Source organism: Prescottella subtropica (assembly GCF_005434945.1).
In the GTDB taxonomy this organism is placed as follows: Bacteria; Actinomycetota; Actinomycetes; order Mycobacteriales; family Mycobacteriaceae; genus Prescottella; species Prescottella subtropica.
This window is the reverse complement of sequence record NZ_SKCH01000011.1, coordinates 21,978-46,225: the sequence shown is the minus strand read 5'-3', so window position 1 is coordinate 46,225 and position 24,248 is coordinate 21,978. Positions and strand designations below refer to the sequence as shown.

Annotated in this window: 21 protein-coding genes; 9 read left to right on the top strand and 12 right to left on the bottom strand. The window is 70.0% G+C overall.

Translation table 11 applies throughout. From position 1 onward, the window contains the following. Nucleotides 1-70 precede the first annotated feature (70 nt). Nucleotides 71-1,528: a wax ester/triacylglycerol synthase domain-containing protein gene (locus E0497_RS11965; protein ID WP_161987412.1), complete on the bottom strand. Its 1,458-nt coding sequence runs from the start codon at nt 1,526-1,528 to the stop codon at nt 71-73. Between the two features lie 76 nt (nt 1,529-1,604). Between E0497_RS11965 and E0497_RS11960 the strand changes: the two genes are divergently transcribed. Next, nucleotides 1,605-2,372: an isoprenyl transferase gene (locus E0497_RS11960; protein ID WP_137725018.1), complete on the top strand. Its 768-nt coding sequence runs from the start codon at nt 1,605-1,607 to the stop codon at nt 2,370-2,372. Between the two features lie 4 nt (nt 2,373-2,376). Here E0497_RS11960 and E0497_RS11955 read toward each other — a convergent pair whose 3' ends face one another. Both E0497_RS11955 and E0497_RS11950 read right to left on the bottom strand, forming a co-directional pair. Then, nucleotides 2,377-3,534, bottom strand: coding sequence for a serine hydrolase domain-containing protein (locus tag E0497_RS11955; protein WP_137725017.1), 1,158 nt, complete (start codon nt 3,532-3,534; stop codon nt 2,377-2,379). After that, nucleotides 3,531-4,937: a flavin-containing monooxygenase gene (locus tag E0497_RS11950; protein ID WP_137725016.1), complete on the bottom strand. Its 1,407-nt coding sequence runs from the start codon at nt 4,935-4,937 to the stop codon at nt 3,531-3,533. Before E0497_RS11950 ends, E0497_RS11955 begins: the two co-directional genes overlap by 4 nt. Before the next feature lie 38 nt (nt 4,938-4,975). On the opposite strand from E0497_RS11950, the gene E0497_RS11945 reads away from it, so the two are divergent. Continuing rightward, entirely contained in the window at nt 4,976-5,566 is a 591-nt protein-coding gene (locus E0497_RS11945) for a TetR/AcrR family transcriptional regulator (protein ID WP_137725015.1), read from the top strand. A 33-nt stretch (nt 5,567-5,599) separates the two neighbouring features. On the opposite strand, the gene coaA is transcribed toward E0497_RS11945, so the two are convergent. Then, entirely contained in the window at nt 5,600-6,532 is a 933-nt protein-coding gene (gene coaA / locus E0497_RS11940) for a type I pantothenate kinase (protein ID WP_137725014.1), read from the bottom strand. A 160-nt stretch (nt 6,533-6,692) separates the two neighbouring features. Between coaA and E0497_RS11935 the strand changes: the two genes are divergently transcribed. Both E0497_RS11935 and glyA read left to right on the top strand, forming a co-directional pair. Further along, on the top strand, nt 6,693-7,898 hold the full coding sequence (locus tag E0497_RS11935) for a DUF885 domain-containing protein (protein WP_137725013.1): 1,206 nt from the start codon (nt 6,693-6,695) through the stop codon (nt 7,896-7,898). 42 nt (nt 7,899-7,940) lie between these two features. After that, complete coding sequence (glyA, locus tag E0497_RS11930; RefSeq protein ID WP_137725012.1) at nt 7,941-9,248, top strand: serine hydroxymethyltransferase; 1,308 nt, start codon at nt 7,941-7,943, stop codon at nt 9,246-9,248. A 55-nt stretch (nt 9,249-9,303) separates the two neighbouring features. On the opposite strand, the gene E0497_RS11925 is transcribed toward glyA, so the two are convergent. Next, entirely contained in the window at nt 9,304-9,747 is a 444-nt protein-coding gene (locus E0497_RS11925) for a nucleoside deaminase (protein ID WP_137725011.1), read from the bottom strand. 162 nt (nt 9,748-9,909) lie between these two features. On the opposite strand from E0497_RS11925, the gene E0497_RS11920 reads away from it, so the two are divergent. Beyond that, entirely contained in the window at nt 9,910-11,220 is a 1,311-nt protein-coding gene (locus tag E0497_RS11920; protein WP_137725010.1) for a PhoH family protein, read from the top strand. Nucleotides 11,221-11,438: 218 nt separating this feature from the next. On the opposite strand, the gene E0497_RS11915 is transcribed toward E0497_RS11920, so the two are convergent. After that, nucleotides 11,439-12,848 carry a class II fumarate hydratase gene (locus E0497_RS11915; RefSeq protein ID WP_137725009.1) on the bottom strand — a complete coding sequence of 470 codons (1,410 nt, stop codon included), beginning with the start codon at nt 12,846-12,848 and terminating at the stop codon, nt 11,439-11,441. A 97-nt stretch (nt 12,849-12,945) separates the two neighbouring features. Continuing rightward, a complete protein-coding gene (gene glpX, locus E0497_RS11910) occupies nt 12,946-13,986 on the bottom strand; it encodes a class II fructose-bisphosphatase (protein WP_137725008.1) in 1,041 nt (346 codons plus the stop codon). Nucleotides 13,987-14,097: 111 nt separating this feature from the next. Here glpX and E0497_RS11905 point away from each other — a divergent pair, with 111 nt between their 5' ends. Then, nucleotides 14,098-14,667: a DUF4245 domain-containing protein gene (locus tag E0497_RS11905; protein WP_137725007.1), complete on the top strand. Its 570-nt coding sequence runs from the start codon at nt 14,098-14,100 to the stop codon at nt 14,665-14,667. On the opposite strand, the gene E0497_RS11900 is transcribed toward E0497_RS11905, so the two are convergent. From E0497_RS11900 to E0497_RS11890, 3 genes are read right to left on the bottom strand one after another with little or no spacing between them, the layout of a single operon-like run. Continuing rightward, nucleotides 14,664-14,882: an exodeoxyribonuclease VII small subunit gene (locus E0497_RS11900; RefSeq protein ID WP_137725006.1), complete on the bottom strand. Its 219-nt coding sequence runs from the start codon at nt 14,880-14,882 to the stop codon at nt 14,664-14,666. The genes E0497_RS11905 and E0497_RS11900 overlap by 4 nt on opposite strands. Before the next feature lie 6 nt (nt 14,883-14,888). Continuing rightward, nucleotides 14,889-16,118 carry an exodeoxyribonuclease VII large subunit gene (gene xseA, locus E0497_RS11895; protein ID WP_137725005.1) on the bottom strand — a complete coding sequence of 410 codons (1,230 nt, stop codon included), beginning with the start codon at nt 16,116-16,118 and terminating at the stop codon, nt 14,889-14,891. Further along, entirely contained in the window at nt 16,115-16,705 is a 591-nt protein-coding gene (locus tag E0497_RS11890) for a lipid droplet-associated protein (protein ID WP_137725004.1), read from the bottom strand. Before E0497_RS11890 ends, xseA begins: the two co-directional genes overlap by 4 nt. 43 nt (nt 16,706-16,748) lie before the next feature. Here E0497_RS11890 and E0497_RS11885 point away from each other — a divergent pair, with 43 nt between their 5' ends. Further along, nucleotides 16,749-17,753 carry a 4-hydroxy-3-methylbut-2-enyl diphosphate reductase gene (locus E0497_RS11885; protein ID WP_137725003.1) on the top strand — a complete coding sequence of 335 codons (1,005 nt, stop codon included), beginning with the start codon at nt 16,749-16,751 and terminating at the stop codon, nt 17,751-17,753. Between the two features lie 79 nt (nt 17,754-17,832). On the opposite strand, the gene E0497_RS11880 is transcribed toward E0497_RS11885, so the two are convergent. After that, nucleotides 17,833-18,675, bottom strand: a complete 843-nt coding sequence (locus E0497_RS11880) for a DUF6542 domain-containing protein (RefSeq protein ID WP_137725002.1) — start codon at nt 18,673-18,675, stop codon at nt 17,833-17,835. A gap of 94 nt (nt 18,676-18,769) precedes the next feature. On the opposite strand from E0497_RS11880, the gene E0497_RS11875 reads away from it, so the two are divergent. After that, nucleotides 18,770-19,927, top strand: coding sequence for an exonuclease SbcCD subunit D (locus tag E0497_RS11875; protein ID WP_137725001.1), 1,158 nt, complete (start codon nt 18,770-18,772; stop codon nt 19,925-19,927). Continuing rightward, nucleotides 19,924-22,905 carry an AAA family ATPase gene (locus tag E0497_RS11870; RefSeq protein ID WP_137725000.1) on the top strand — a complete coding sequence of 994 codons (2,982 nt, stop codon included), beginning with the start codon at nt 19,924-19,926 and terminating at the stop codon, nt 22,903-22,905. The genes E0497_RS11875 and E0497_RS11870 overlap by 4 nt, the downstream gene beginning before the upstream one ends. Here E0497_RS11870 and E0497_RS11865 read toward each other — a convergent pair. Continuing rightward, a complete protein-coding gene (locus E0497_RS11865; RefSeq protein WP_241665846.1) occupies nt 22,902-24,125 on the bottom strand; it encodes an AI-2E family transporter in 1,224 nt (407 codons plus the stop codon). The two genes, E0497_RS11870 and E0497_RS11865, sit on opposite strands and share 4 nt — an antisense overlap. Nucleotides 24,126-24,248: the final 123 nt, after the last annotated feature.

Here is a 24,248-nt window from a genome sequence, read left to right as displayed (position 1 = left end):
CGAGGCGGCGCCTCGGGCGAAACGGACATTAACAACAGATTGTTAGCCGCGTCACGGAAACGGGAAAAAATTATTCGTCGGCTCGAGTGCGGGCGGCGGTGACCAGGGCGTCGAACGACTGCCGGAGCAGGATTCGGTACCGCTCGGTGTCGGGCATCATCGCCGTATCGGTGCAGAACGACAGTTCTACGGCACCGTCCCCGGAGGAGGCGACGAGATGTCGCAAGCCCATGCGGTCGACGATCCCGAGGATGCCGACGACCTTGGTACACGGTGCATCACGGAACACCAGATCGCTTCCGGCCCAAGGCACATTGCTGACCATGACGTTGGCGCCGTCCACGGTCGGCCCCGGGCGATCGGTGAAGCGACGTGCCCGGTTCGCCAGTGCCAGCAGCCAGGGCGGTGACGACGACATCCGGCTCGATGCGGCCTGTACGTCCGGATGCCGGTGTCGTTTCTTCTCGTCGTGACCGGACGTGTGCACCGCCTGTAGACGGTCGGCCGGATCGCCGACATCGGTGTGGAGGTCCACGGTCATCAACGCGAGATGATTTCCACGCGACGGTGCCGGATCGTCGGCGACCCCGGGGGTCGTGCCACGCATCGACATCGGGACCATCGCGGACAGCGACCCGGCAGGCGTCTCACCGCGCTCGTCGAGGTAGGCGGCGAGCGCTCCACCGACAGTCGTCAGGACCACGTCGTTGAACGTGACGCCGGGGAATGCCGCACGCACGACAGCGATGCCGGCCGCGGACAGGTCGACCATGTCGAAGGCGAGGTCGGGTGTGATCGTGCCGTTGAAGACCACCGACGGCCACTCTTTCGGCGGTTCGACGATCTCGCCCCGCGCCACCGCATCGGCTACCCGACGACCGGCGTCCGTGGTTGCGGTGATGCCGTCCCGGAACTCGAGCCACTGGGACGGCAGTCGCATCGCTGCGCGGGCCAGCTGCGTGAGCGGCGAGAATTCTTCGGTCGACGTCGGTGTCGGCGGGTGTGCCGCCGACCGCCCGAACAGGCGGGTGCCGAGTTCACGGACCGCCATGCCGTCGCCGGCACTGTGGTGGCATTTGACGATCGCCACCGTCATCCGGTCCGGCATGGTGCCCAGGCCCGAGGCGCCGGTCACGAAGTGCAGTTCCCACGGTGGCCGGGACAGATCGAGTGGCGATCCCGCGATGCGGGAGATCTGCCGGCGCAGTGCATCCCAGCCGGAGCCGTCGGCCCGTTCCACGAATACGTGCCGACGGAGGTCGAGGCCGCGGTCGGGGACCCAGTACGGGTAGTCCAGCTCGAACGGCACCCGACGGAGTCGCCGGGTGAACACGGCGCCGTGCCCGAGTCGTTCGCGCATCCACTCGATCACGTCGTCGAGTTCGACGGTCGCGGACTCGTTCGTCGTATCGAACATGTACATCGCCGCCGTGTTCGAGAGGTGGCGTTCGTGCTCGCTGTAGACGAAGTCGGCATCCTGCGGGGCCAGTTGTGTGATCGCGCCGAGTCGGTCGCCGGTGGTGCTCACCCAAGTCTCCTCCTGCGGCGGCAGTCGCCGCGTCGACGGCCCGCGGCGTAGTCTTTGTTCCCGTGGTGATGTCCAGGTGAAGGTGCGCGGTCTGCTGTACAGCATCTACGAACGACGACTTCTGCGCAGTCTCGACGGTTTACAGCATCCGCGCCATGTGGCGGTGATGTGCGACGGCAATCGGCGCTGGGCGCGGGAGAACGGGTTCACCGACGTCAGTCACGGGCACCGGATGGGTGCCCGCAAGATCGCGGAACTGCTGCACTGGTGTGATGCTGCCGGCATCGAGATGGCCACGATCTATCTGCTGTCGACGGAGAACCTGCGGCGCGAACCCGAGGAACTCGACACGCTCCTCGACATCATCACCGAGGTCGTCGAGGAGATCTCCGGCCCCGGGAAGAACTGGAGCGTGAAGATCGTCGGCACCCTCGACCTGCTGCCCGACGCGCAGGCCCGCCGGCTGCGGGACGCGGCCGAGAGCACACTGGGCCGCACCGGCACCCACGTCAACGTCGCCGTCGGCTACGGCGGACGCCAGGAGATCGCCGACGCCGTGCAGGCCCTGCTGCGCGACAAGCTGCGCGACGGCCTGGCCGGGGACGACCTCGTCAAGGCTGTCACCGTCGAGGGCATCGACGGCCACCTGTACACGTCCGGGCAGCCGGACCCCGACCTCGTCATCCGGACGTCGGGGGAGCAGCGGCTGTCCGGATTCCTGTTGTGGCAGAGCGCCTACTCGGAGATCTGGTTCACCGAGGCGTACTGGCCGGAGTTCCGCCGCATCGACTTCCTGCGGGCACTGCGCGACTATGCGGCCCGGCACCGCCGGTTCGGGGCCTGAGGCGTCACACCGCTTCCGCGGTCTCGTCGTCGAGTGCGGCGAACACCGCGTCGAGGTAGGCGGTCGCGTTGGGGGCGCCGACGAGTTGCGCGTCCATCTTGTTCATGACGTACGCGACGGTGACGCCCCGGTCCAGGTCGTTCACCACGACGGACCCGCCGAAACCCGTCCACCAGCAGACCCGTCCGTCCGGGATCGACGGCACGGCCGGACTCGGGAGGGTGTAGCCGAGCCCGAACCGCAGGTGTGCGCCGAGGACCCGGTCCCGGCCGTCGGCCTGGACGTCGAAGATCTTCTCGATCACGGCGGGGGACAGGTAGCGTCGCCCGTCGAGCACGCCCCCGTTCGAGACGATCGACTGCAGCCGGGCCACCGACCGGGCGTTGCCCTGACCGTTCGCGGCACCGAGTTCCGCGGACAGATAGCCCGGATCGGTGGTGACGGCCGGGGAGATCCGCGGATTGGTCATGGTGCGCACGAACACGCTGTCCGCGGGCAGGGCCGAATAGTCGATGCCCGACGGCGGCGGCGGAACCAGTGCCGCCACTCGATGATGCTCGGATTCCGGTGTGCCGATGAAGAAGTCGGCGCCGGACGGGGCCGCGAACTCGTGGTCGAAGAACGCGCCGAGACGCTCGCCGGTGATGCGGTGGACGAGTTCGCCGACGATATGACCGTGACTCATCGCCTGGTAGCCGGAGCCGTCGCCGGGTGTCCACCACGGTGGCTGGGCCGCCAGCAGCGCGGCCGCGGCACGGGTGTCGTACAGGTCCTCGAGTGTCACCGGACGCTCCCACCCGGACACCCCGGACGTGTGCCCCAGGACGTGCCGGACGAGCACCGATCCCTTACCGGCCGAGGCGAACTCGGGCCAGTAGTCGGCCACCGGGGCGTCCGGATCGAGCAGGCCGTGGTCGATCAGGGCCAGCGCCGCGAGCGCCGTCATCGTCTTCGTCAGCGAGAACGTGTTGACGATGGTGTCCCGGGTCCACGGCCGCCCGGACTCCACGTCCGCGACACCACCCCACAGGTCGACGGTGACCTCGCCGTCCTCGACCACGCACAGCGACGCACCGGCCTCGTCGCCGTCGGCGAGCCTGCGCACCAGCAGATCCCGGACACCGGTGAACCGCGGGTCGCACGTGCCGTGGACAGCGGTCACCGGGCGGCCGCCGCGGGTGCGATGCGGCGCGGGGCCGGAGACTGCTCGCCGGCCCGCTTCTCGCCGGCCGCGATCTCCTTGTTCAGATCCCGCACGTACCGGCCGAAGTCGACCTGGATGGTGTGTCGGGGCGCGGTGTAGTACTGGCCCAAGTGCATTCGCTCGTCCGCGGCGATGACGTCGCCCATCTCCGCGGTCGTCGGCAGCACGTACGCGCCGGTGAGGTGGCGGGCCACCAGTTTGCTCTGCTGCTCGGCGAGGTTGACGATCGTCGGCGACGCCTGCGCGAGACCCATGTAGTACAGGTTGTCGATGCCCGGCTTCATCATCCGCTTGAACAGCGGCAGTTGATGATCCGCATTCGGTTGCAGTGCGGGATCGTCGAAGAACGGGAACTTCATCTCGTAGCCGGTGGCGTACACGATGACGTCCGCCTCGATGCGCTGACCGTCCGTGCACACGATCGCATCCCCGTCGAGGCGGGCGATCCCCGGCACACACGTGAGATCGCCGGACGCCGACTTCGCGAGGAAGTCGATGCTCACCGACGGGTGCGCGGACAGTGGTTCGTGGTCCGGCTTGGGCAGGCCGTAGTCCTCCATGTTGCCGATCGACTTCTTGATCGCCTTGCGGGACAAGCTCAACCCGAGTTTCTTCGGCATCCACGGGGGACGCATCATCTTGTCGGCGGGCTTGCCGTTGCGGTACTTGCTCAGCACCCACACGCCGCGCCGCGCCGACACCCACACGTGTTCGGCGATCGACCGGTGCGACAACTCGGATGCGATGTCGAGAGCCGAGTTGCCCATGCCGACGACGACGATCTTCTTGCCGCGCATGTCGACCGGCTCGAACGGGCTCAGATACTCGTGACTGTGCAGCGTGATGCCGTCGAAATGCCCGGGATATTCGGGCAGACGCGGGCTCCAGTGGTGCCCGTTGGCGACGACGAGCGCGTCGTAGTCCCGGGTCTCCCCGGTGTCCAGGGTGACCTGCCAGCGTCCGGTGGCATCGCGTTCGGCATGCTCGACCGAGGTGCCGAACGTGATGGCGTCCCGCAACCCGAAACGCTCGACGTAGTCCCGGAAGTACTGGTGGATCAACGTGTGGTGCGGGAAGTGCGGCCAGTCGTCGCCGGCCGGGAAATCCTCGAACTGCAGACGCGTCGTCGACGTGTCGATGTGCAGCGACTCGTAGCACGACGAATGACCGTTCGGATTCCGGAAGTACCAGTTACCGCCGACATCATCCGACGACTCGAAGCAGTCGAAACGAATCCCGTAGTCCTGCAAGCGTTTCGCAGTGGTGAATCCGGAGCAGCCGGCGCCGATGATGCAGACCGTGGGGCGTGTGTTCACGAGCGACTCCCAACCTCGACTGTGATCAGGACCACAGGTTAGCATTCGCTGACGCAGTGTCCAGTGAGTTTGGGGGAATCGGCATGATCACGCAACGGGATCGGCAGAAGCAGCAGACCCGCCGCAATCTGCTCGGGTCGGCGCGGAAACTGTTCGTGGACCGGGGGTATGCGGCGGTGACGATCGACGACATCGTCGCGGATGTCGGTTGCAGCCGTGCCACGTTCTATCTGCATTTCGGCGGCAAGACGGAGGTGCTCGAGAAGATCAGCGCGGAGACGATGCGGCAGCGTCCGAGGGTGATCTACGGGGAACTCGACGAGGTTCTCGCGTCCGGGTCGCGGGCGGAGTTCACGGACTGGGTGCGGCGGGCGCTCGCATGGTTCGAGGAGAACCAGGAGATCCTGCCGGCGTGGGACGAGGCGGTGGCGCTGGAGCCGGAGTTCAAGCAGGTGGCGCGGCGGGCGATCGACGATCTGGCCGATGCGATGCCCCGCTACCTCGACCGGTGGGGCACCGGTCGGCGCGACGAGGCCCGGTTGCGGATCGAACTACTGGTCAGCCAGCTCGAACGGTTCTTCACACGTTGGGCGGTGCAGGGCACGATCGACCTGCCCGCCGACACGGCCGCCGCGGTCCTGGCCGACATCTGGTTCCCCGCGCTGACGCCGTGACGTGGGCGCCCGGCACGCCGGGCGCCCACCCGGTCACAGTTTGCGCAGCCGTAGCCGGTTGATGGTGTGGTCGGAGTCCTTGCGCAGCACCAGCGTGGCGCGGGGACGCGTGGGCAGGATGTTCTCCACCAGGTTCGGCCGGTTGATGGAGTTCCAGATGTCCTCGGCCGCGAGGGCGGCGTGCTCGTCGGACAGTGCCGCGTAGTGGTGGAAGTGTGCGTCGGGGTCGGTGAACGATGTCTTGCGCAGCGCCAGGAAACGTTTGATGTACCAGCGTTCGATGTCCTCGATGCGGGCGTCGACGTAGATCGAGAAGTCGAACAGGTCCGACACCATCAGCCGCGGCCCGGTCTGCAGCACGTTGAGGCCCTCGATGATGAGGATGTCGGGCTGCCGGATCAGGTGATGCTGGCCGGGGATCACGTCGTACGAGACATGCGAATACACCGGGGCGGCAACCTCTTCGGCGCCGGATTTGACCTCGGTGACGAACCGCAGCAGCTTGCGTCGGTCGTAACTCTCCGGAAAACCCTTGCGGTGCATGATGCCGCGCCGGGTCAGTTCGGTGGTGGAGTAGAGGAACCCGTCGGTGGTGACGAGATCGACCCGAGGATGATGCTCCCACCGCGCCAGCAACGCCTGCAGGACACGCGCGGTGGTGGACTTGCCGACCGCGACGCTGCCGGCCACGCCGATGACGAACGGCACCTGCCGGTCGGGGTGCTTGTCCCCGAGGAACGTCGCGGTCGCCGCGAACAGTCGCTGGCGGGCGGCGACCTGCAGATGGATCAGTCGCGAGAGCGGCAGATAGACCTCGGCGACCTCGTCCAGGTCGATCTGTTCACCGAGACCGCGGAGACCGACGAGTTCCTGCTCGGTGAGCACCTGCGGCGTCGACTTGCGCAGTTTGCGCCACTGCTTGCGATCGAACTCGACGTACGGGCTGGATTCGCTCACCCGCGCCATTGCCGCACCTCTCGGGTGCGCGGCGTCGCGGGTGATCGGTGCATGCGCGTGCGGGTGCGTGGCAGGTGCATGCAGCAAATTGTGCTGGTTCCCACGGCCGCTCGCTGCGCCGGGTCCGCCTCCCGGCCGAAACCACAGGTGAGCGGCTAGGGTCGCCGACATGGAATCGGACTTGCTGGTGCGTGACTACCTGCTGCTGGGCCTGCGCTTCGACCGCCTCGAGGAAGGCTTCGTCGACGCCTACACCGGTGATCCCGCGCTGCGCCGCCAGGTCGAGAACGAACCCCGTCCGGACCCGCGGACGCTCGCGGCGGATGCGCGGGCACTGCGCGCCGACCTGCCGTCGGCGGGGCTGTCCGGCGAGCGGACCCGCTTCCTCGACGCCCACCTGGCCGCCCTCGAATGCTCCGCCCGCACGTTCGCCGGGGAACCCGTCGGATTCGTCGACGAGGTCGCCGCCTACTTCGACGTCCGCATCGAGGCCGGCGACGAGGACGTGTACCGGGACGCGCACCGCCGCATGGACGCCGTCCTGCCCGGACCCGGCACCCTCGTCGAACGGATGGCCGCGCACCGGGCCGCCGACCGCATCCCCCCGGCGAAACTGCGGGAGTGCGTCGACGCGTTCGACAGCGCACTGCGTGATCGCGTCCGCGCCGAGTACCCGCTGCCCGAGCACGAACGCGTCGACTACGAGGTGGTCGGCGACAAGCCGTGGTCCGGGTTCAACTACTACCTCGGCGGCTACCGCTCCACCGTCGCGATCAACTCCGACCTCGATCAGCACATGGCACATCTGCCGCGGCTGATCGCCCACGAGTCGTATCCCGGCCACCACACCGAACACTGCCGCAAGGAGGCCGGACTCGTCGGTGCCGGACAACTCGAGCAGACGCTGTTCGTCGTCAACACCCCGCAGTGCCTCATGGCGGAGGGCCTCGCCGACCTCGCCCTCGAATCCGTCGTCGGCGCCGGGTGGGGACGCTGGGCGCAGGAGATCTACGCGGACCTGGGGCTGCGGTTCGACGGAGACCGGGCCGAGGAACTGTCCGCGGCGTCGGCCGGGCTGCTGTCGGTGCGTCAGGACGCCGCCCTGCTGCTCCACGACCGGGGTGCCGACGCCGACACCGTGACCGCGTTCCTGCAGCGCTGGACGCTGTCGAGTCCCGAGCGGGCCGCGCAGAGCCTGCGGTTCCTGTCGTCGCCGCTGTGGCGCGCCTACATCAGTACCTACGTCGAGGGCTACCGCCTGCTCGGGTCCTGGCTCGCTCAGGCCCCCGTCGGCCCGCAGCGTTCCGCACGATTCCGTCGCCTGCTCGACGAACCGCTCACCCCAGGCGTGTTGCGCGACGACCTCGTTCCCTAGACTGGGAGGGATACTTCCGCAATCCAGCCTGGAGATTTCGCGATGACTGCTGCCCCTTCCGCCGACGTGAACACCGCGTCGCTCGCCGAACTGGACCCCGAGGTCGCCACCGCGATGGCGGGCGAGCTGTCCCGTCAGCGCGACACCCTCGAGATGATCGCGTCGGAGAACTTCGTTCCCCGCGCGGTCCTGGAGGCCCAGGGCAGCGTCCTGACCAACAAGTACGCCGAGGGCTACCCGGGTCGCCGCTACTACGGCGGCTGCGAATACGTCGACGTCGTCGAGGATCTGGCCCGCAACCGCGCCAAGGAGGTCTTCGGCGCCGAGTTCGCGAACGTCCAGCCGCACGCCGGTGCGCAGGCCAACGCCGCCGTGCTGATGACGCTGATGAACCCGGGCGAGAAGCTGCTCGGCATGGACCTCGCCCACGGCGGTCACCTCACGCACGGCATGAAGCTGAACTTCTCCGGCAAGCTGTACCAGGTCGCCTCCTACGGTGTCCGCGAGGACACCCACGTCGTCGACATGGACCAGGTCCGTGAGATCGCGCTGCGCGAGCGCCCGCAGGTCCTCATCGGCGGCTGGTCGGCGTACCCGCGTCAGCTCGACTTCGCGGCGTTCCGGTCCATCGCCGACGAGGTCGGCGCCAAGCTGTGGGTCGACATGGCGCACTTCGCCGGTCTCGTCGCCGCGGGCCTGCACCCGTCGCCGGTCCCGCACGCCGACGTCGTCTCCACCACCGTCCACAAGACCCTCGGCGGCCCCCGCTCCGGCATGATCCTGGCGAAGAAGGAGTGGGCCAAGAAGCTCAACTCGTCGGTGTTCCCCGGCCAGCAGGGCGGCCCGCTCATGCACGCGATCGCCGCGAAGGCCGTCGCCATGAAGATCGCCGGCACCCCCGAGTTCAAGGCCCGCCAGGAACGCACCCTCGCCGGCGCGAAGATCCTCGCCGAGCGTCTCGGTGGCGCCGACGTCGCCGGCAACGGCATCTCCGTCCTCACCGGCGGCACCGACGTCCACCTGGTTCTCGTCGACCTGCGTCACTCGCAGCTCGACGGCCAGCAGGGCGAGGATCTGCTCCACGAGATCGGCATCACCGTCAACCGCAACGCCGTGCCGTTCGACCCGCGCCCGCCGATGAACCCGTCCGGCCTGCGCATCGGCACCCCCGCGCTGGCCACCCGCGGCTTCGGTGACGCCGAGTTCACCGAGGTCGCCGACATCATCGCCACCGCCCTCGCCAACGGCACCGACGCCGACGTCCCGGCCCTGCGCGCCCGCGTCTCCACGCTGGCCCAGGACTTCCCGCTGTACGACGGCCTCGAAGGCTGGGGACTGCTCTCCAAGTAAGGGCATCCCGCACGTTTCGTGACGGCCTGCACCCGATCGGGTGCAGGCCGTCACGCTATCTGCCCCCGATGTCCTCCGACCACACCTCGGGTCGCGCGTCCGTCATCGTGCGCATCAGGTCGATGGCCCGCGGATCGGACAGCACGACCACCTCGACGCCGCGGTCCCGCAGCAGATCGAGGTCTCCGGGGAACGTCGTGTCCTCGCCGACGACGACGCGCGGCACCCGGAACAGCAGCGTCGCGCCCGCGCACATCGAGCACGGCGCCAACGTGGTGAACAGGGTCATGTCGGTGTAGTCGGTGCGGCGTCCCGCATTCCGGAAACAACTCATCTCGCCGTGCAGGATCGGATCCCCGTCCTGGATCCGGCGGTTACGTCCCTGCGCGATCAGTTCGTCACCGCGGAACAGGGCGGCCCCGATCGGGATGCCCCCTTCCCGGAATCCGGCCTCCGCTTCCGCGAGGGCCACGGCGTACCGGTGCTCGATCTGCGACATCTACGACTCCCTCCGATATGGGTACCGTCAGTACACCGCACCGCGCCGCCGAGCGCTGTTCACGAGGCGTTCATCGTGTCGAATGTGGGATCTTCCCGACCCCGGTCGTAGCGTCGGGGCAGGGGCGACATGCAGTCGCCGCCCTGACACGAGGAGCCTCACGTGACCGCATCCAGCTCCGTCCGCACCTACGTTCTCGACACCTCGGTCCTGTTGTCCGATCCGTGGGCCGTCACCCGGTTCGCCGAACACGAGGTGGTGCTGCCGCTCGTCGTGATCGGGGAACTCGAGGACAAACGCCACCACCACGAGCTGGGCTGGTTCGCTCGGGAAGCGTTGCGGATGCTCGACGAGCTCCGGCTCGCGCACGGTCGCCTCGACCGGCCGGTACCGATCGGTGACGACACCGGCACCCTCCACGTGGAACTCAACCACACCGATCCCGCCGTACTGCCGGTCGGATTCCGCACGGACAGCAACGATTCCAGGATCCTTGCGTGCGCCCTCAATCTGGCTGCCGAGGGCCGCGACGTGGTCCTCGTCAGCAAGGACATTCCGCTGCGGGTCAAGGCCGGCGCGGTGGGACTGCCCGCCGACGAGTTCCGTGCCCACGACGTGATCCCGTCCGGGTGGACCGGCATGACCGAACTCGACGTCGCCCCCGGCGTCGTCGACCGGTTGTTCTCGGACGGTGTCGTCGACATCGACGAGGCGCGGGAGTTGCCGTGCCACACCGGTATTCGGCTGCTCGGTGGTGCATCGAGCGCGCTCGGTCGGGTGACGCCGGACAAGCGTGTCCAGGTGGTGCGCGGGGATCGGGAGGCGTTCGGGTTGCACGGCCGCTCCGCCGAACAGCGTGTGGCCCTCGACCTGCTGCTCGACGAGAGTGTCGGCATCGTGTCCCTCGGCGGCAAGGCGGGCACCGGAAAATCGGCGCTGGCCCTGACCGCCGGACTCGAGGCGGTCCTCGAACGGCGCAGCCACCGCAAGGTCGTCGTGTTCCGCCCGCTGTACGCCGTCGGCGGTCAGGAACTCGGCTACCTACCGGGCAGCGAGAGCGAGAAGATGGAACCGTGGGCGCAGGCCGTCTTCGACACCCTCGACGGGCTGGCCGGCTCCGACGTCATGGAAGAGGTCCTACGGCGCGGCATGCTGGAGGTGTTGCCGCTCACGCACATTCGTGGGCGCTCCCTGCACGACTCGTTCGTGATCGTCGACGAGGCGCAGTCCCTCGAGCGTGGCGTCCTGCTCACCGTGCTGTCCCGAATCGGGACCGGATCCCGCGTCGTCCTCACCCACGACGTCGCCCAGCGCGACAACCTGCGGGTCGGACGGCACGACGGCGTCGCCGCGGTGATCGAGAAGCTCGCGGGACATCCGCTGTTCGCGCACATCACCCTCACCCGCAGCGAACGCTCGCCGATCGCGGCGCTCGTGACGGAGATGCTCGAGGAATTCGGTCCCGCCAGGTGAACGAGGGGCCGTCCGGGTGGTGGGTTCAACCTGCGTGACCGAATCCACCACCCGACGGCAGGGCGCTCGCCCCCGTCGGGGTGCGGGCGAGCGTCCGCGCTGCTTCGACAGAGGATGAAGCAGTGTGTCCGACGCTAACCCCGCGGCGGGGTATCCACAATCCGAAGCGGGATGTAATGGGACATTTCACACGCACTTTCACCCTCGGGTCGAACGTGCTACTCGCCCCGGTCGACCCGGGTCATCGCGAGCACGTCGAGGCGTCGGTCCAACTCGTCCTCGCTCAACCCGTCACCGATCAGCCCGCGATCGATCACCGTCTGCCGGATCGTCTTCTTCTCCCGCAACGCCTGCTTCGCGACGGCCGCGGCCTCCTCGTAGCCGATCGCCGAGTTCAGCGGCGTCACGATCGACGGCGACGACTCGGCGAGCGTCCGCAGATGCTCCTCGTTCGCCGCGAGGCCCGCGATGCAGCGGTCCGCGAACAGCCGGGACACGTTGGCCAGCAGCCGGATCGACTCGAGCACGTTGCGGGCCATCACCGGGATGTACACGTTCAACTCGAACGCGCCGGCCGCACCGCCCCAGGCGACCGTCGCATCGTTGCCCACGACCTGCGCGGCGACCTGCGTGACCGCCTCCGGCAGTACCGGATTGACCTTGCCCGGCATGATCGAACTACCCGGCTGCAGGTCCGGTAGCCGGATCTCCCCGAGACCGGTCAGCGGCCCCGACCCCATCCACCGGACGTCGTTCGCGATCTTCGTGAGCGACACCGCGATCGTGCGCAGCGCCCCCGACAACTCGACCAGCCCGTCCCGGGCGGCCTGCGCCTCGAACGCGTTGCGGGCCGGAGTCAGCGCGTCGACGCCCGTCGCCCGCACCAACTCCGCCACCACCCGGGGACCGAACCCGTCCGGGGCGTTGAGACCCGTACCCACCGCGGTACCCCCGATCGGCAACTCGCCGAGCCGGGGGAGTGTCCCGAGGATCCGCTCCATCCCGGCCTCGACCTGGCGGGCGTACCCCCCAAACTCCTGACCGAGCGTCACCGGCACCGCATCCATCAGATGCGTGCGCCCCGACTTGACCACCGTCCGCCACGCGACGGACTTGTCCAGCAGTGCCAACCGCAGACGATCCAGCGCCGGCACCAGATCCGTGACAGCCGCCTCCGTCGCCGCCACATGCGTCGCCGTGGGAAACGTGTCGTTCGACGACTGCGACATGTTCACGTCGTCGTTCGGGTGCACCGCCACCCCGGCCCGCGCCGCGAGGCCCGCGATCACCTCGTTGGCATTCATGTTCGAACTCGTCCCCGACCCGGTCTGGAACACGTCGATCGGGAACTGGTCGTCGTGCCGGCCGTCGGCGATCTCGTTCGCGGCCGCGACGATCGCATCGGCCTTCTCCGGCGCCAGGAGACCGAGATCCTTGTTGACCTGCGCGCAGGCGGCTTTCAGGAGCCCCATGGCGCGGATCTGCGCCCGCTCGAGACCACGCCCGGAGATCGGGAAGTTCTCCACGGCCCGCTGCGTCTGCGCCCGCCACAGGGCGTCGACCGGAACCCGGACCTCACCCATCGTGTCGTGTTCGATACGGAACTGCGACTCGCTGCTGTCAGTCATGGCCCTCAGCTTGCCACCGTGAAACAGCTGAAGGGACCCTTCGTGCGCTGGGAGCGTACGAAGGGTCCCTTCAGCTGTTCGGGCTAGGAGCCCACGATCACGGCAGCGGCGGCTGGGCGCCGTCGACGCCGTCGAAGTTGATCGACGAGAACTCGTGCAGCTTCTCGAGGCGGTGGTAGGCCTCGATCATGCGGACGGTGCCGGACTTGCTGCGCATGACGATGGACTGCGTGGTGGCGCCGCCGCCGTAGTAGCGGACGCCCTTGAGCAGGTCGCCGTCGGTGACGCCGGTGGCGCAGAAGAAGATGTTCTCGCCGGTGACGAGTTCTTCGGTGCGCAGGACGCGGTCGAGGTCGTGGCCGGCGTCGAGGGCCTTCTGGCGTTCGGCGTCGTCCGTGGGGGCGAGCTTGCCCTGCAGGGCGCCACCCATGCAGCGGAGGGCGGCCGCGGCGATGATGCCTTCGGGGGTGCCGCCGGTGCCGAGGAGCATGTCGACCCCGGACTCGGGGCGGGCCGTCGCGATGGCGCCGGCGACGTCGCCGTCGGAGATGAGGCGGATGCGGGCGCCGGTGTCCCGGATCTCGCGGATGATCCCGGCGTGGCGTGGACGGTCCAGGATCGTCACGGTCGTGTCGGAGACGGCGCGGTTCTTGGCCTTCGCGACGCGGCGGATGTTCTCGGCGACGCCCGCGGACAGGTCGATGACGTCGGCGGCCTCGGGGCCGACGGCGATCTTCTCCATGTAGAACACGGCAGACGGGTCGAACATGGCGCCGCGCTCGGACACCGCGAGGACCGCGATGGAGCCCGGTGCGCCCTTGCTCATCAGGGTGGTGCCGTCGATCGGGTCGACCGCGACGTCGCACAGTGGGCCGTCGCCGTTGCCGACTTCCTCACCGTTGTAGAGCATCGGGGCTTCGTCCTTCTCGCCCTCGCCGATGACGACGACGCCCTGCATGGAGACGGAGCTCACCATGTGGCGCATGGCGTCGACGGCGGCGCCGTCGCCGCCCTCCTTGTCGCCCCGTCCGACCCAGCGGCCGGCGGCCATCGCCGCAGCTTCGGTCACGCGGACCAACTCGAGCGCGAGGTTGCGGTCCGGGGCCTCGCGGCGACTCGATGGGGTGCTGGCCGTCATGGGCGGTGCCTCCTGCGTTGGTAGACGATTCTCGCCGATGATTCTCGCAGAACGTCCACGAAGAGTGGGCTGCTGGGCCACAATCTCGGCGGAACAGGAATACTGGACCTCGTGCCCGACAAGAAGCCCCGCATCCTGCAGAACGGCCAAGACATGGCCTGGTCGCTCATCCCGCTGGTGATCGCGTGCCTGTTGATTGCGGCGGTCGCCCAGTCCTGCTCGTTCAGCCCGGGTGGTCCCCAGCAGGGGCCCGTCCCCAGTTTCGATGCCGACGCGGCATTCAAGTACGACTCCCGTGAGCTCGGGTTCCCGATCCGCAAGCCGGAGGTTCCTGCAGGTTGGACCCCCAATTCGGGGAGCCGCAGCATCGTCGCCGGTGACGGTGGCGGCGACTCGAGCAACATCGGTTTCATCACCGACGGCGGACGCTACCTCCAGCTCACCCAGAGCAACGCGACCGCGGGCACGCTGGTGCCGTTCATCGCCGGTGAACCCCGCTACGCGACCGGCACCGAGCAGATCGGCGACCGCACGTGGGACGTGTTCGGTGGCGACGGTGTCGAGGCGATCTGGGTCAGCGACTTCGGTGACACCCGCATCCTGCTGACAGGGCCGGCGCCCGCTGAGGCGTTCACCACACTGGCGACCGCGGTCGGTGCGGTGGAGCCGTTGCAGCGTTAGTCGGACTCGTCGGACGCGTCGGACAGGGCCTGTTCGACGCGTCGACGCGCCCCCGCCAGATGCTCCTCGCAGCGCTTGGCGAGGGCCTCGCCGCGCTCCCACATCGCGAGGGACGCGTCCAGGTCGAGGCCGCCCTGCTCGAGGGTCTTCACGACGTCGACCAGTTCGTCCCGGGCCGCCTCGTAGCCGAGGTCGGCGACATCTGCGTTAGTCATTGCTGCTCATTTTTCTCTTCCCATCACGGCGGCGCGCACCGCGCCGTCGGCCAATCGGACCCGGATCTGGGTGCCGGGCGGTGCGTCGTCGATCGACCGCAGCACCTCCGGCTCGTCCGCACCGAGCACCTTCTGCACGACGGCGTAGCCGCGCGCGAGGGTCGCGGCCGGACCGAGTGTCGTCAGCCGCGCCCGCAGATGGTCGACGCCGGTCGACTCGGACCCGATCGCCCGCTGCACGTCGCGGCGGGCGGCGTCGCGCAGCCGCTCCACCTCGTCGGCGCGGCGGTCGATCACCTGCAGCGGATCCGCGAGGACCGGTCGGCTGCGCAACTGCTCGACGCGATGTTCCTCGCGCTGCACCCAGTTCCGCAGGGCCGCGGCGCTACGGCCCCGCAGTTCGGTGACCAGGGCCTGCTCGGCGACGGCGTCCGGCACCACCCGTTTGGCGGCGTCGGTGGGGGTCGCGGCCCGCACATCGGCGACGTGGTCGCTGAGTGGGCTGTCCGGTTCGTGGCCGATCGCGCTCACGACCGGGGTGGTGCACGCGACGATCGCACGGCACAGGGCCTCGTCGGAGAACGGCAGCAGATCCTCGACGCTGCCGCCGCCGCGGGCCAGGACGATCACGTCGACGGTCGGGTCCCGGTCGAGTTCCTCGAGGGCCGCGATGATCTGCGGGACCGCGGTCGGACCCTGCACGGTCGCGTGCCGCACCTCGAACCGGACCGCCGGCCACCGTCTCTGTGCGACGCTGAGCACGTCCCGTTCGGCGGCACTCGCGCGCGCGGTCACCAGCCCGACGGTGCCGGGCAGGAACGGCAGCGGACGCTTGAGCCGCGGATCGAACAGGCCCTCGGCGGCCAGCAGTGCGCGCAACCGCTCGATGCGGGCCAGGAGTTCCCCGATGCCGACCGCACGGATCTCGGTGACCCGCAGCGATACCGAGCCGCGGCCGGTGTAGAACGACAGCTTCCCGAACATGACGACCCGGCTGCCCTCGGTGAGCGGGACGGGCGCATCGCGCAGCAGCTGCGGCGAACACGTCACCGACAGCGACATGTCCACCGACGGATCCCGCAGCACGAGAAACGCGGTCCGGGTGCCGGGGCGCGCATTGATCTGGGTGATCTGCCCCTCGACCCACACGCTGCCGAGCCGGTCGATCCACTGCGACACCTTGGTCGAGACCGTCCGCACCGGCCACGGCTGCTCCGCGGAACTGGGGGCCGTCACTTGGCGGTGGCGGCGGTGATGCGGTTGGCGAGCATCGTCTGGAACGGGGCGCGGGCCGTGGTGCGCTCCTCGTACGCGAGCAGCGCCGCCAGGTCGTCGACCGACAGTGCCCGCAGTCGCGACCGCAACTGGGCGAGGGTGAGCGCCGCGTAGTCGAGTTCCTCGGCGATGTCCGGGACCGGGACGTCCCGGGGCGTCGGGGTGTCGGTCTGCTCGCCGTCGTCGGACGGGGACTCGGTGGGGGACATCGAGTACAGCGCGAAGCGTCCCGGTGTGGCCGGACGATCGCCGGTCTCCCGGTCGGTGCCGGCCACCGGCGACTCCGCGACTGCCTCGCCGTCGGTGCGGTCCTCGTCGAACACCGCCCACTGCGGGGTCTCCTCGGCCCGGTCGAACAGGCAGAATGCCTGATCGCCCTTGATGGCGAGCGCCGTCATCGACTGCTGCACCCGCATCGTGGTCTGCAGCACCTGACTGATCGCGGTCATCGGGAACGTCACCGCGGTCGACGGCAGCTTGAGCGCCTCTTCATAGGCAGTGATGGCCATGCCGGCCGCGACACGCGCCATGAACGGGGGACGGATCATGCTCAGCAGGGTACGCGACGGACGTGCACCGTAGGCTGGAGTCATGTCTTCGGCAGTTCCCCTCAATCTGGGTATCGCGCGTTCGGCCGGTACCGACACCGTCGGCGAGGGCCGGCGCGTCCTACTCGCCGAGCCCCGCGGCTACTGCGCCGGCGTGGACCGTGCGGTCGAAACCGTCGAGAAGGCTCTCGAGAAGCACGGCGCACCCATCTACGTGCGCAAGGAGATCGTCCACAACCGGCATGTCGTGGACACGCTCGCCGAGCGGGGCGTCGTCTTCGTCGACGAGACCGACGAGGTCCCCGAGAGTTCGGTGCTGGTGTTCTCCGCGCACGGCGTGTCCCCGGCCGTCCACGCGGCCGCCGAGGAACGCAACCTGCACACCATCGACGCCACCTGCCCGCTGGTGACGAAGGTGCACCAGGAGGCCAAACGATTCGCGCGCGACGACTACGACATCCTGCTCATCGGCCACGAGGGCCACGAGGAGGTCGAGGGCACCGCCGGTGAGGCGCCCGACCACGTGCAGCTCGTCGACGGACCCGACGCCGTCGAGAAGATCAGCGTGCGGGACGGTGCCCGGGTGGTGTGGCTGTCGCAGACGACGCTGTCGGTCGACGAGACGATGGAGACCGTGCAGCGGTTGCGTCAGAAGTTCCCGCAGCTCGAGGATCCGCCGAGCGACGACATCTGTTACGCCACCCAGAACCGTCAGGTCGCGGTCAAGGCGATGGCGCCCGAATGCGATCTCGTCATCGTCGTCGGCTCCCGGAACTCGTCGAACTCGGTCCGCCTCGTCGAGGTCGCGCTCGGTGCCGGTGCCCGGGCCTCGTACCTCGTCGACTTCGCACGCGAGGTCGACCTCGCGTGGCTCGACGGGGTCCGGACGGTCGGCATCACCTCCGGCGCCTCGGTGCCCGAGATCCTGGTGCGCGGCGTGATCGACCTGCTCGCCGAACAGGGATTCGCGGACGTCCAGTCGGTGACCACCGCCAACGAGACCCTCGTCTTCGCGTTGCCGCGGGAGTTGCGCGACGCCCGCGCCTGACGGGTCCGGAACACGACACCATTCCGATACGACTCCGCCCCGGGACGCATTCGTCCCGGGGCGGAGTCGTCGGTTGTGGTCAGTGGTTGCGCGGCGGTTCCCGGCGGTCGCGGTAACGCACCCGCGGCATCGGCTGCGCGGACGCCTCGACGGTCGGGGCAGCGGTGCGCACCCGCACGGGATCGCGGTCGTGGGCGACGGGTTCCCGATGGCCGGGCTCCCGGTACTCGGTGTCCCGGTAGCCGCGATCGGACCGGACGGCCTCGCGGCGCACCGGTTCCCGGTAGGTGGACGGCTCCCGGTAGGCCGCAGGCTCCCTGCGCAGCGGCTCCCGATTCTCCCGGTCCCGGTAGGTGCCACCGGGCGGCGGCGTGCGCCGGGGACCGGACCGGACGTCCGCCGGGGCGTCGGAGCGGGGACTGCGGGCGTCGGAGCGGGGGCTGCGGGCCGACGCACGGCGGGCCTGCGACCGGGCCGGGGCACCCTTGCCCTGCGAGGCGAGGAACACGCGGGCGCCGGCGATCAACGCCACCACGACGGTGGCCGCCAGCATCAGGGGGAAACGGTTGACGAGCGGGTACGCGACGGTGAGCGCGAGATCCTTGAGGCTGGTCCCGGCGCCGTCGGAGATCAACTGCTGGCCGAGTGGGACCGCGACGAACAGCAGCAGCGGCGGCTGCACGACCGCGGTGAACAGTCCCCGGTAGCGGACCGCGAGGACCGCCAGCACACAGCCGAGGAAGTACAGCATCGAGAACGTCGCCGTCAGTTCGCTTCCCGAGACGGCGTCGAGCGCGAAGCCGACGAACGTCAACCCAGCGGCGACGGCGACGGCGCTCCACGCGGGTATGCCGGGGACGGTGGGGACGGCCGATCGCAGGTCGAGCGGCACCCCGGAACGAGCACGTTGGGTTGCGGACACATCTCGAGGGTAGTCGCTGACCGTCCCATTGCCGGGTTCGACGGACCGGTGCGCCCTCCGAAACTGTCGGACGGGTGCTCTACCGTCGTTCGTCATGCGGATCCTGCACACCTCCGACTGGCACATCGGGCGCACGTTCCACGGCGTCGACCTCCTCGCCGACCAGGCGCGGGTCCTCGGCGCTGTCGCCGACCTGGTCGCCGCGCATTCCGTGGACGTGGTGGTGGTGCCGGGCGACGTGTACGACCGGTCCGTCCCGAGTGCCGACGCGGTCGCGGTGTGCAACAGGGGGTTCGAGGCGATCCGGGCCGCGGGTGCCGTGATCGTCGCCACGTCCGGCAACCACGACTCGCCGGTGCGACTCGGGGCGGGTGCCGCGTTCACGGCGGCCGGCGGGCTGCACCTGCTCACCCGGGTCGACGCGCTCGCGGCGCCCGTCGTCCTCGACGACACGCACGGCCCGGTCGCGTTCTACGGCATCCCGTACCTCGAACCGGAGATCACCCGGGGTCCGTTGGGGGCGCCGGACGCCCGATCGCACGCCGACATCCTCGATGTCGCGATGACCCGGATCCGGGCGGATCTCGCGCAGCGGCGCGTGACGGTGCCGGGCCTGCGGGCGGTGCTGCTCGCGCACGCGTTCGTCGTCGGTGGCGAGGCCACCGACTCGGAGCGGTCCATCTCGGTCGGCGGTGTCGAGACCGTGCCCGCGGCGGCGTTCGACGGCGTCGACTACGTCGCACTCGGGCACCTGCATTCGCCACAGACCGTCGCCGAGCACGTGCGGTACAGCGGATCGCCGCTGCCGTACTCGTTCGGGGAACGCACCCACACCAAGGCGGTGTGGCTCGTCGACGTCGACGCGTCGGGGCTCGCGGGTGTCGACCGCGTCGACCTGCCGGTGGTGCGGGGCCTGAGTCGGCTCACCGGCACCCTCGACGAACTGCTGACGGACGCGTCGTACACGGATGCGGAAGATCACTACGTGTCGGCGGTACTCACCGACGCGTTGCGTCCCGTCGACGCGATGCGGGCACTGCAGGCCCGGTTCCCGCACGCGGTCCACATGGAATGGCAGCGGCCCGACGGCAACCCGGAACTGAAGTACCGGGAGCGGGTGCGGGGACGGTCCGATCTCGAGGTGGCCCACGGATTCCTGTCCGACGTCCGCAGCGACGCGAGCACGGGGGAGACCCGACTGCTCGAGGACGCCCTGCGCAGCGCCACGGCCCCCGCGGAGGTGTCGGCATGAGACTGCACCATCTGGAGGTGTCCGCGTTCGGCCCGTTCGGCGACGCCGTCTCCGTCGACTTCGACGAACTCGGCGCGGACGGGCTGTTCCTGCTGCACGGCCGCACCGGTGCCGGTAAGACGACGATCCTCGACGCCGTCGCGTTCGCGCTCTACGGCACCGTGCCGGGTGCCCGCCGCGACGGCAAACGGCTGCTGTCCGATCATGCGCCCGCCGGGGCCGTCCCCACCGTGGCCCTCGAGGCGACCGTCGGTGGCCGCCGACTGCGGCTCACCCGCAGTCCCGAATACGAGCGGCCCAAGAAGCGGGGGGCGGGCACCCTCACCGAGAACGCGAAGGCGACCCTCGACTGGCTCGACGGGTCGGGCGAGCCCCTGTCCCGGATCCCCGACATCGCCCGCGAGGTCGAACGGATGCTCGGCATGACCGCCGACCAGTTCTTCCAGGTGGTGCTGCTGCCTCAGGGCGAGTTCGCCCGCTTCCTGCGGGCCGACAACGAGGACCGCGGCAAGCTCCTCGAGAAACTGTTCGACACCACCCGGTTCAAGTCCGTCGAGGAATGGTTCGTCGATCGCCGCAAGGCGAGTGCGGACGCCGTCGCCGAACAGCGCATGAAGGTCGACGTGCTGGTGGCGCAGGTGTCGACCGCCGCCGGAACCGAAGCCGGCGTCGACGACGACCCGCTCGACTGGTCGACACGACTGCTCGACGAGGCGACGGGGATCGCCGAATCGACGACCGCGGAACTCGCTGCGGCGCGGACCGTCGACCGGCAGGCGCGCGCCGCAGTCGAGGAGGCGCGCCGGGTCCGCGGCCTGCAGCAGCGACGGATGCAGGCGTGCGGCGAACTGGCGGAACTCGAGGCGGGGGCACCCGAACGGGAAGCCCTCGCGACCGAAGCCGACCGCGCCGCCCGGGCCGCCGCCGTCGCGGCCGCGGTCGCCGAGGCGGATGCCGCCACCCGGGACGCCGAGACAGCGCAGGTACGGGCCCGCACCGCCGCGGACCGGCTCGCCGCGTCCGGGGACGGCGCCGACCTGGTCGCGACCCTGTCGTGGCCGCCGAGCGACACCGACCGCGACACCGTCCGGGCCCGGGGCCGGGAGTGGACCGAGGAGGTGGCACGGCTCGACACGCTGCTCGGTGAGGCCCGCGTGATGACGCAACTCGACCGTGACGCCGACGAGATGCGCCGTCGCAGTACGGAACTGGCGCGTCGGGTGGACGAGATCGCCGCGGCGCAGTCCCGTCTGCCCGAGGACCTCGCTGCCGCCGAACAGGACGTCCGGGCGGCCGAGCAGGCGCAGGCGTCGCTGCCGGCGCTCGAGGACGGTGCCGTGCGGGCCGCCGACGCGGCCGCGGCATCCGACGAACTGGTCGCGGCGACAACCACTCTGGAGACGCGGCGGCAGGACACGGCGACGGCCCGGGACGCCCACCAGAATGCGCGTCAGCACCTGCTGGACGTGCGGGAGCAGCGGATCGCGGGAATGGCCGCGGAACTCGCCGTGCAGCTCGTCGCCGGAGAACCGTGCACGGTGTGCGGCGGCGTCGACCATCCCGCACCGGCCCGGCCGGGCGCGGAAACCGTCACCAAGGACGACGAGGACACGGCGCGCACCGCGGAGCAGCACGCCGACGCCGCCCTCGCGCAGGCGGTCGCCCGCCTGGCCGACACGGAACGGGCCGTCGAACTGCTGACCCAGCGGGCCGGTGGCGGCGACCGCGACGACCTGCGGGCGGCGCACACCGCGGCCGCGGCCGCCGTCGAACGGGCCCGCACCGCCGGCGGACGGCACCCCGGCGCGGTCGTGGCCCTCGACGACCTGCGGTCGCGGGGTGCACGCCTCGAGGAACAGGCCCGCGACGTCGCCGCCGAGAAGACCGCACTCGACACCCGTGTCGCGGGCTGCGAGGAACAGGCGGCCGCATGGCGGACCCGGCTGTCCGAGGCGGCCGGCACCGACGCCGACGTGGCCGCGCGACGCACCCGACTCGACGCGCTGGCGACCCTCGCCACCGCACTGTTCGACGCCCGCGACCGGGCCGCGGCGCTCGCCGCCACCGCCCGGGACCGGGGGGCGCGGGTGCAGACGGCGGTGGGCGACGCCGACTTCGCGTCGCTCGACGACGCACTCGCCGCGGTCCGCCCGGCCGACCGGATCGACCGGATCCGAGGTGTGCTCGACCTGGCCCGGGACCGGCTCGCGAGCACCCGTTCGGTGCTGGCCGAACCGGACGTCGTCGCGGTCGCGGACCTCGAACCGGTGGACCCGTCGGGTCCCGAGACCGCCGCCCGCACGGCCACCGCGGTGGTCGAGGCCGCCGTCGCCGCCGCATCCGAGGCCGAGACCCGGCGCGGCCGGCTCGAAGGACTCGTGGCGCGACTCGGGGCGACCGTCGGCACGCTCGGGCCGATCCTGGCCGAGCACGCCGAACTGGCCGACCTCGCCGACGTCGTCGCCGGCCGCGGACAGAACACCCGCAAGATGTCGCTGCGGTCCTACGTGCTCGCGGCCCGGCTCGAGGAGGTCGCGGTGTCCGCGTCGGTGCGGTTGCGCCGCATGTCCGCCGGCCGCTACGAGTTCGTGCATTCCGACGAGGCCGGGGTCCGCGGTCGGCGCGGCGGTCTGGGCCTGGACATCCGCGACGACTACACCGGGGTCGTCCGGTCCGCGAAGACGCTGTCCGGCGGTGAGTCGTTCCTGGCGTCGCTGGCGCTGGCGCTGGGTCTCGCGGACGTCGTGGCCGCCGAATCCGGGGGCGTCGTCCTCGACACCATGTTCATCGACGAGGGCTTCGGCACCCTCGACGCGGACACCCTCGACCTGGTGATGGGTGTGCTCGACGACCTGCGGGCCGGGGGGCGCGTCGTCGGGATCGTCAGCCACGTCGACGAGATGCGGCAGCGGATCCCGTCCCGGCTGCACGTGCTGCACGGCCGGACCGGGTCGACGCTGGAGATGGTCGCCGGTTAGCTGCGGGCGGCAGGTTCGTCGGCGGGGGCCTCCTCGGCCTCGGTCCCGTCGGTCGTATCGGCCGGTGTCGCCGACTCCTCGGCGATCGCGTCGGCGGCGTCGAGGAGGGCGTCCTGCTCGAGCCGGTGGTCGATCTGCTCGCCGAGGTAACGGATGACGACCGCACCGACCGCGGCGACCGGCACCGACAGGAACGCGCCGACGATCCCGAACAGCGAGCTGCCCGCGGTGACGGCGAGCAACACCACGACGGCGTGGAGTTTCATGCTCTTGCTCTGCAGGATCGGCTGCAGGATATTGCCCTCGATCTGCTGGACCGCGAGGATGATCGCGAGCACGATCAGCGCGGTCGTCGGACCGTTGGCGACCAGTGCGACGAGGACAGCGAGCGCGCCGGCGACGAATGCGCCGACGATCGGGACGAACCCGCCGATGAAGGTGAGGATCGCCAGCACCGGGGCCAGCGGGACACCGAGGATCAGCAGGCCGGCACCGATGAAGACGGCGTCGATGAGGCTCACCACCGCCTGGGTGCGGATGAAGCTGCCGAGGGTGTCCCACATCCGGCCGAGGACTTCCTCGAGGTGCCGGCCGGCACGGCCGCCGCCGATGCCGTGCAGCCACGGGATGAACCGGGGGCCGTCCTTGACGAAGAAGAACGCCAGGATCAGGACGAGGCCGAGGGTGACGACCATCGATCCGGCGGTGGTGACACCGCTGAAGACACCGGACGCGATGGCGGTGCCGCTCTGCTGGACCTTGTTCGTCAGGGCGTGCACCGCGGTGTCGATCTGCTCGTCCTGCAGGTTGATCGGTGGTCCCTTCACCCAGTTCTGCACCTGCTGGATGCCCTGGGTGGCCTTGTTCGCCAGTTCGGGGGCCTGGTCCACGACCGACGGCACGATCAGCGCGACCACCCCGCCGAGCAGGGTGAAGAACACCAGCAGGGTGACGGCGGCGGCGCCGGCGGGGGGCATGCCCCGTTTGGTGAGCGCGCGGGTCGGCGGCCACAGCACGGTGGAGACCACGATGGCCAGCAGCACCGGCAGCGTGATCACCCACAGTTTCTCGAGGACCCAGCCGAGTACGACGGCGCCGACCGCGATCGCGGCGAGGCACAGCGACCATTTCGCGAGCCACATGCCGCCGACGCCGATCACCTCGCCGCGGTCACGCAGGCGGATGCGGCGGGGGGATGAAGTGGTTCTCTGGACGCTCACAGCGCGCGGGTCCTTCCGGCGGTGGATGACGGTCGGCGTCGAATCTACTGAAGCTTCGTGCCGGTAGCGGGGATCGACGCGTGTGATGCGATCCGGTCACGGACCGATCGAATCCGACATTCG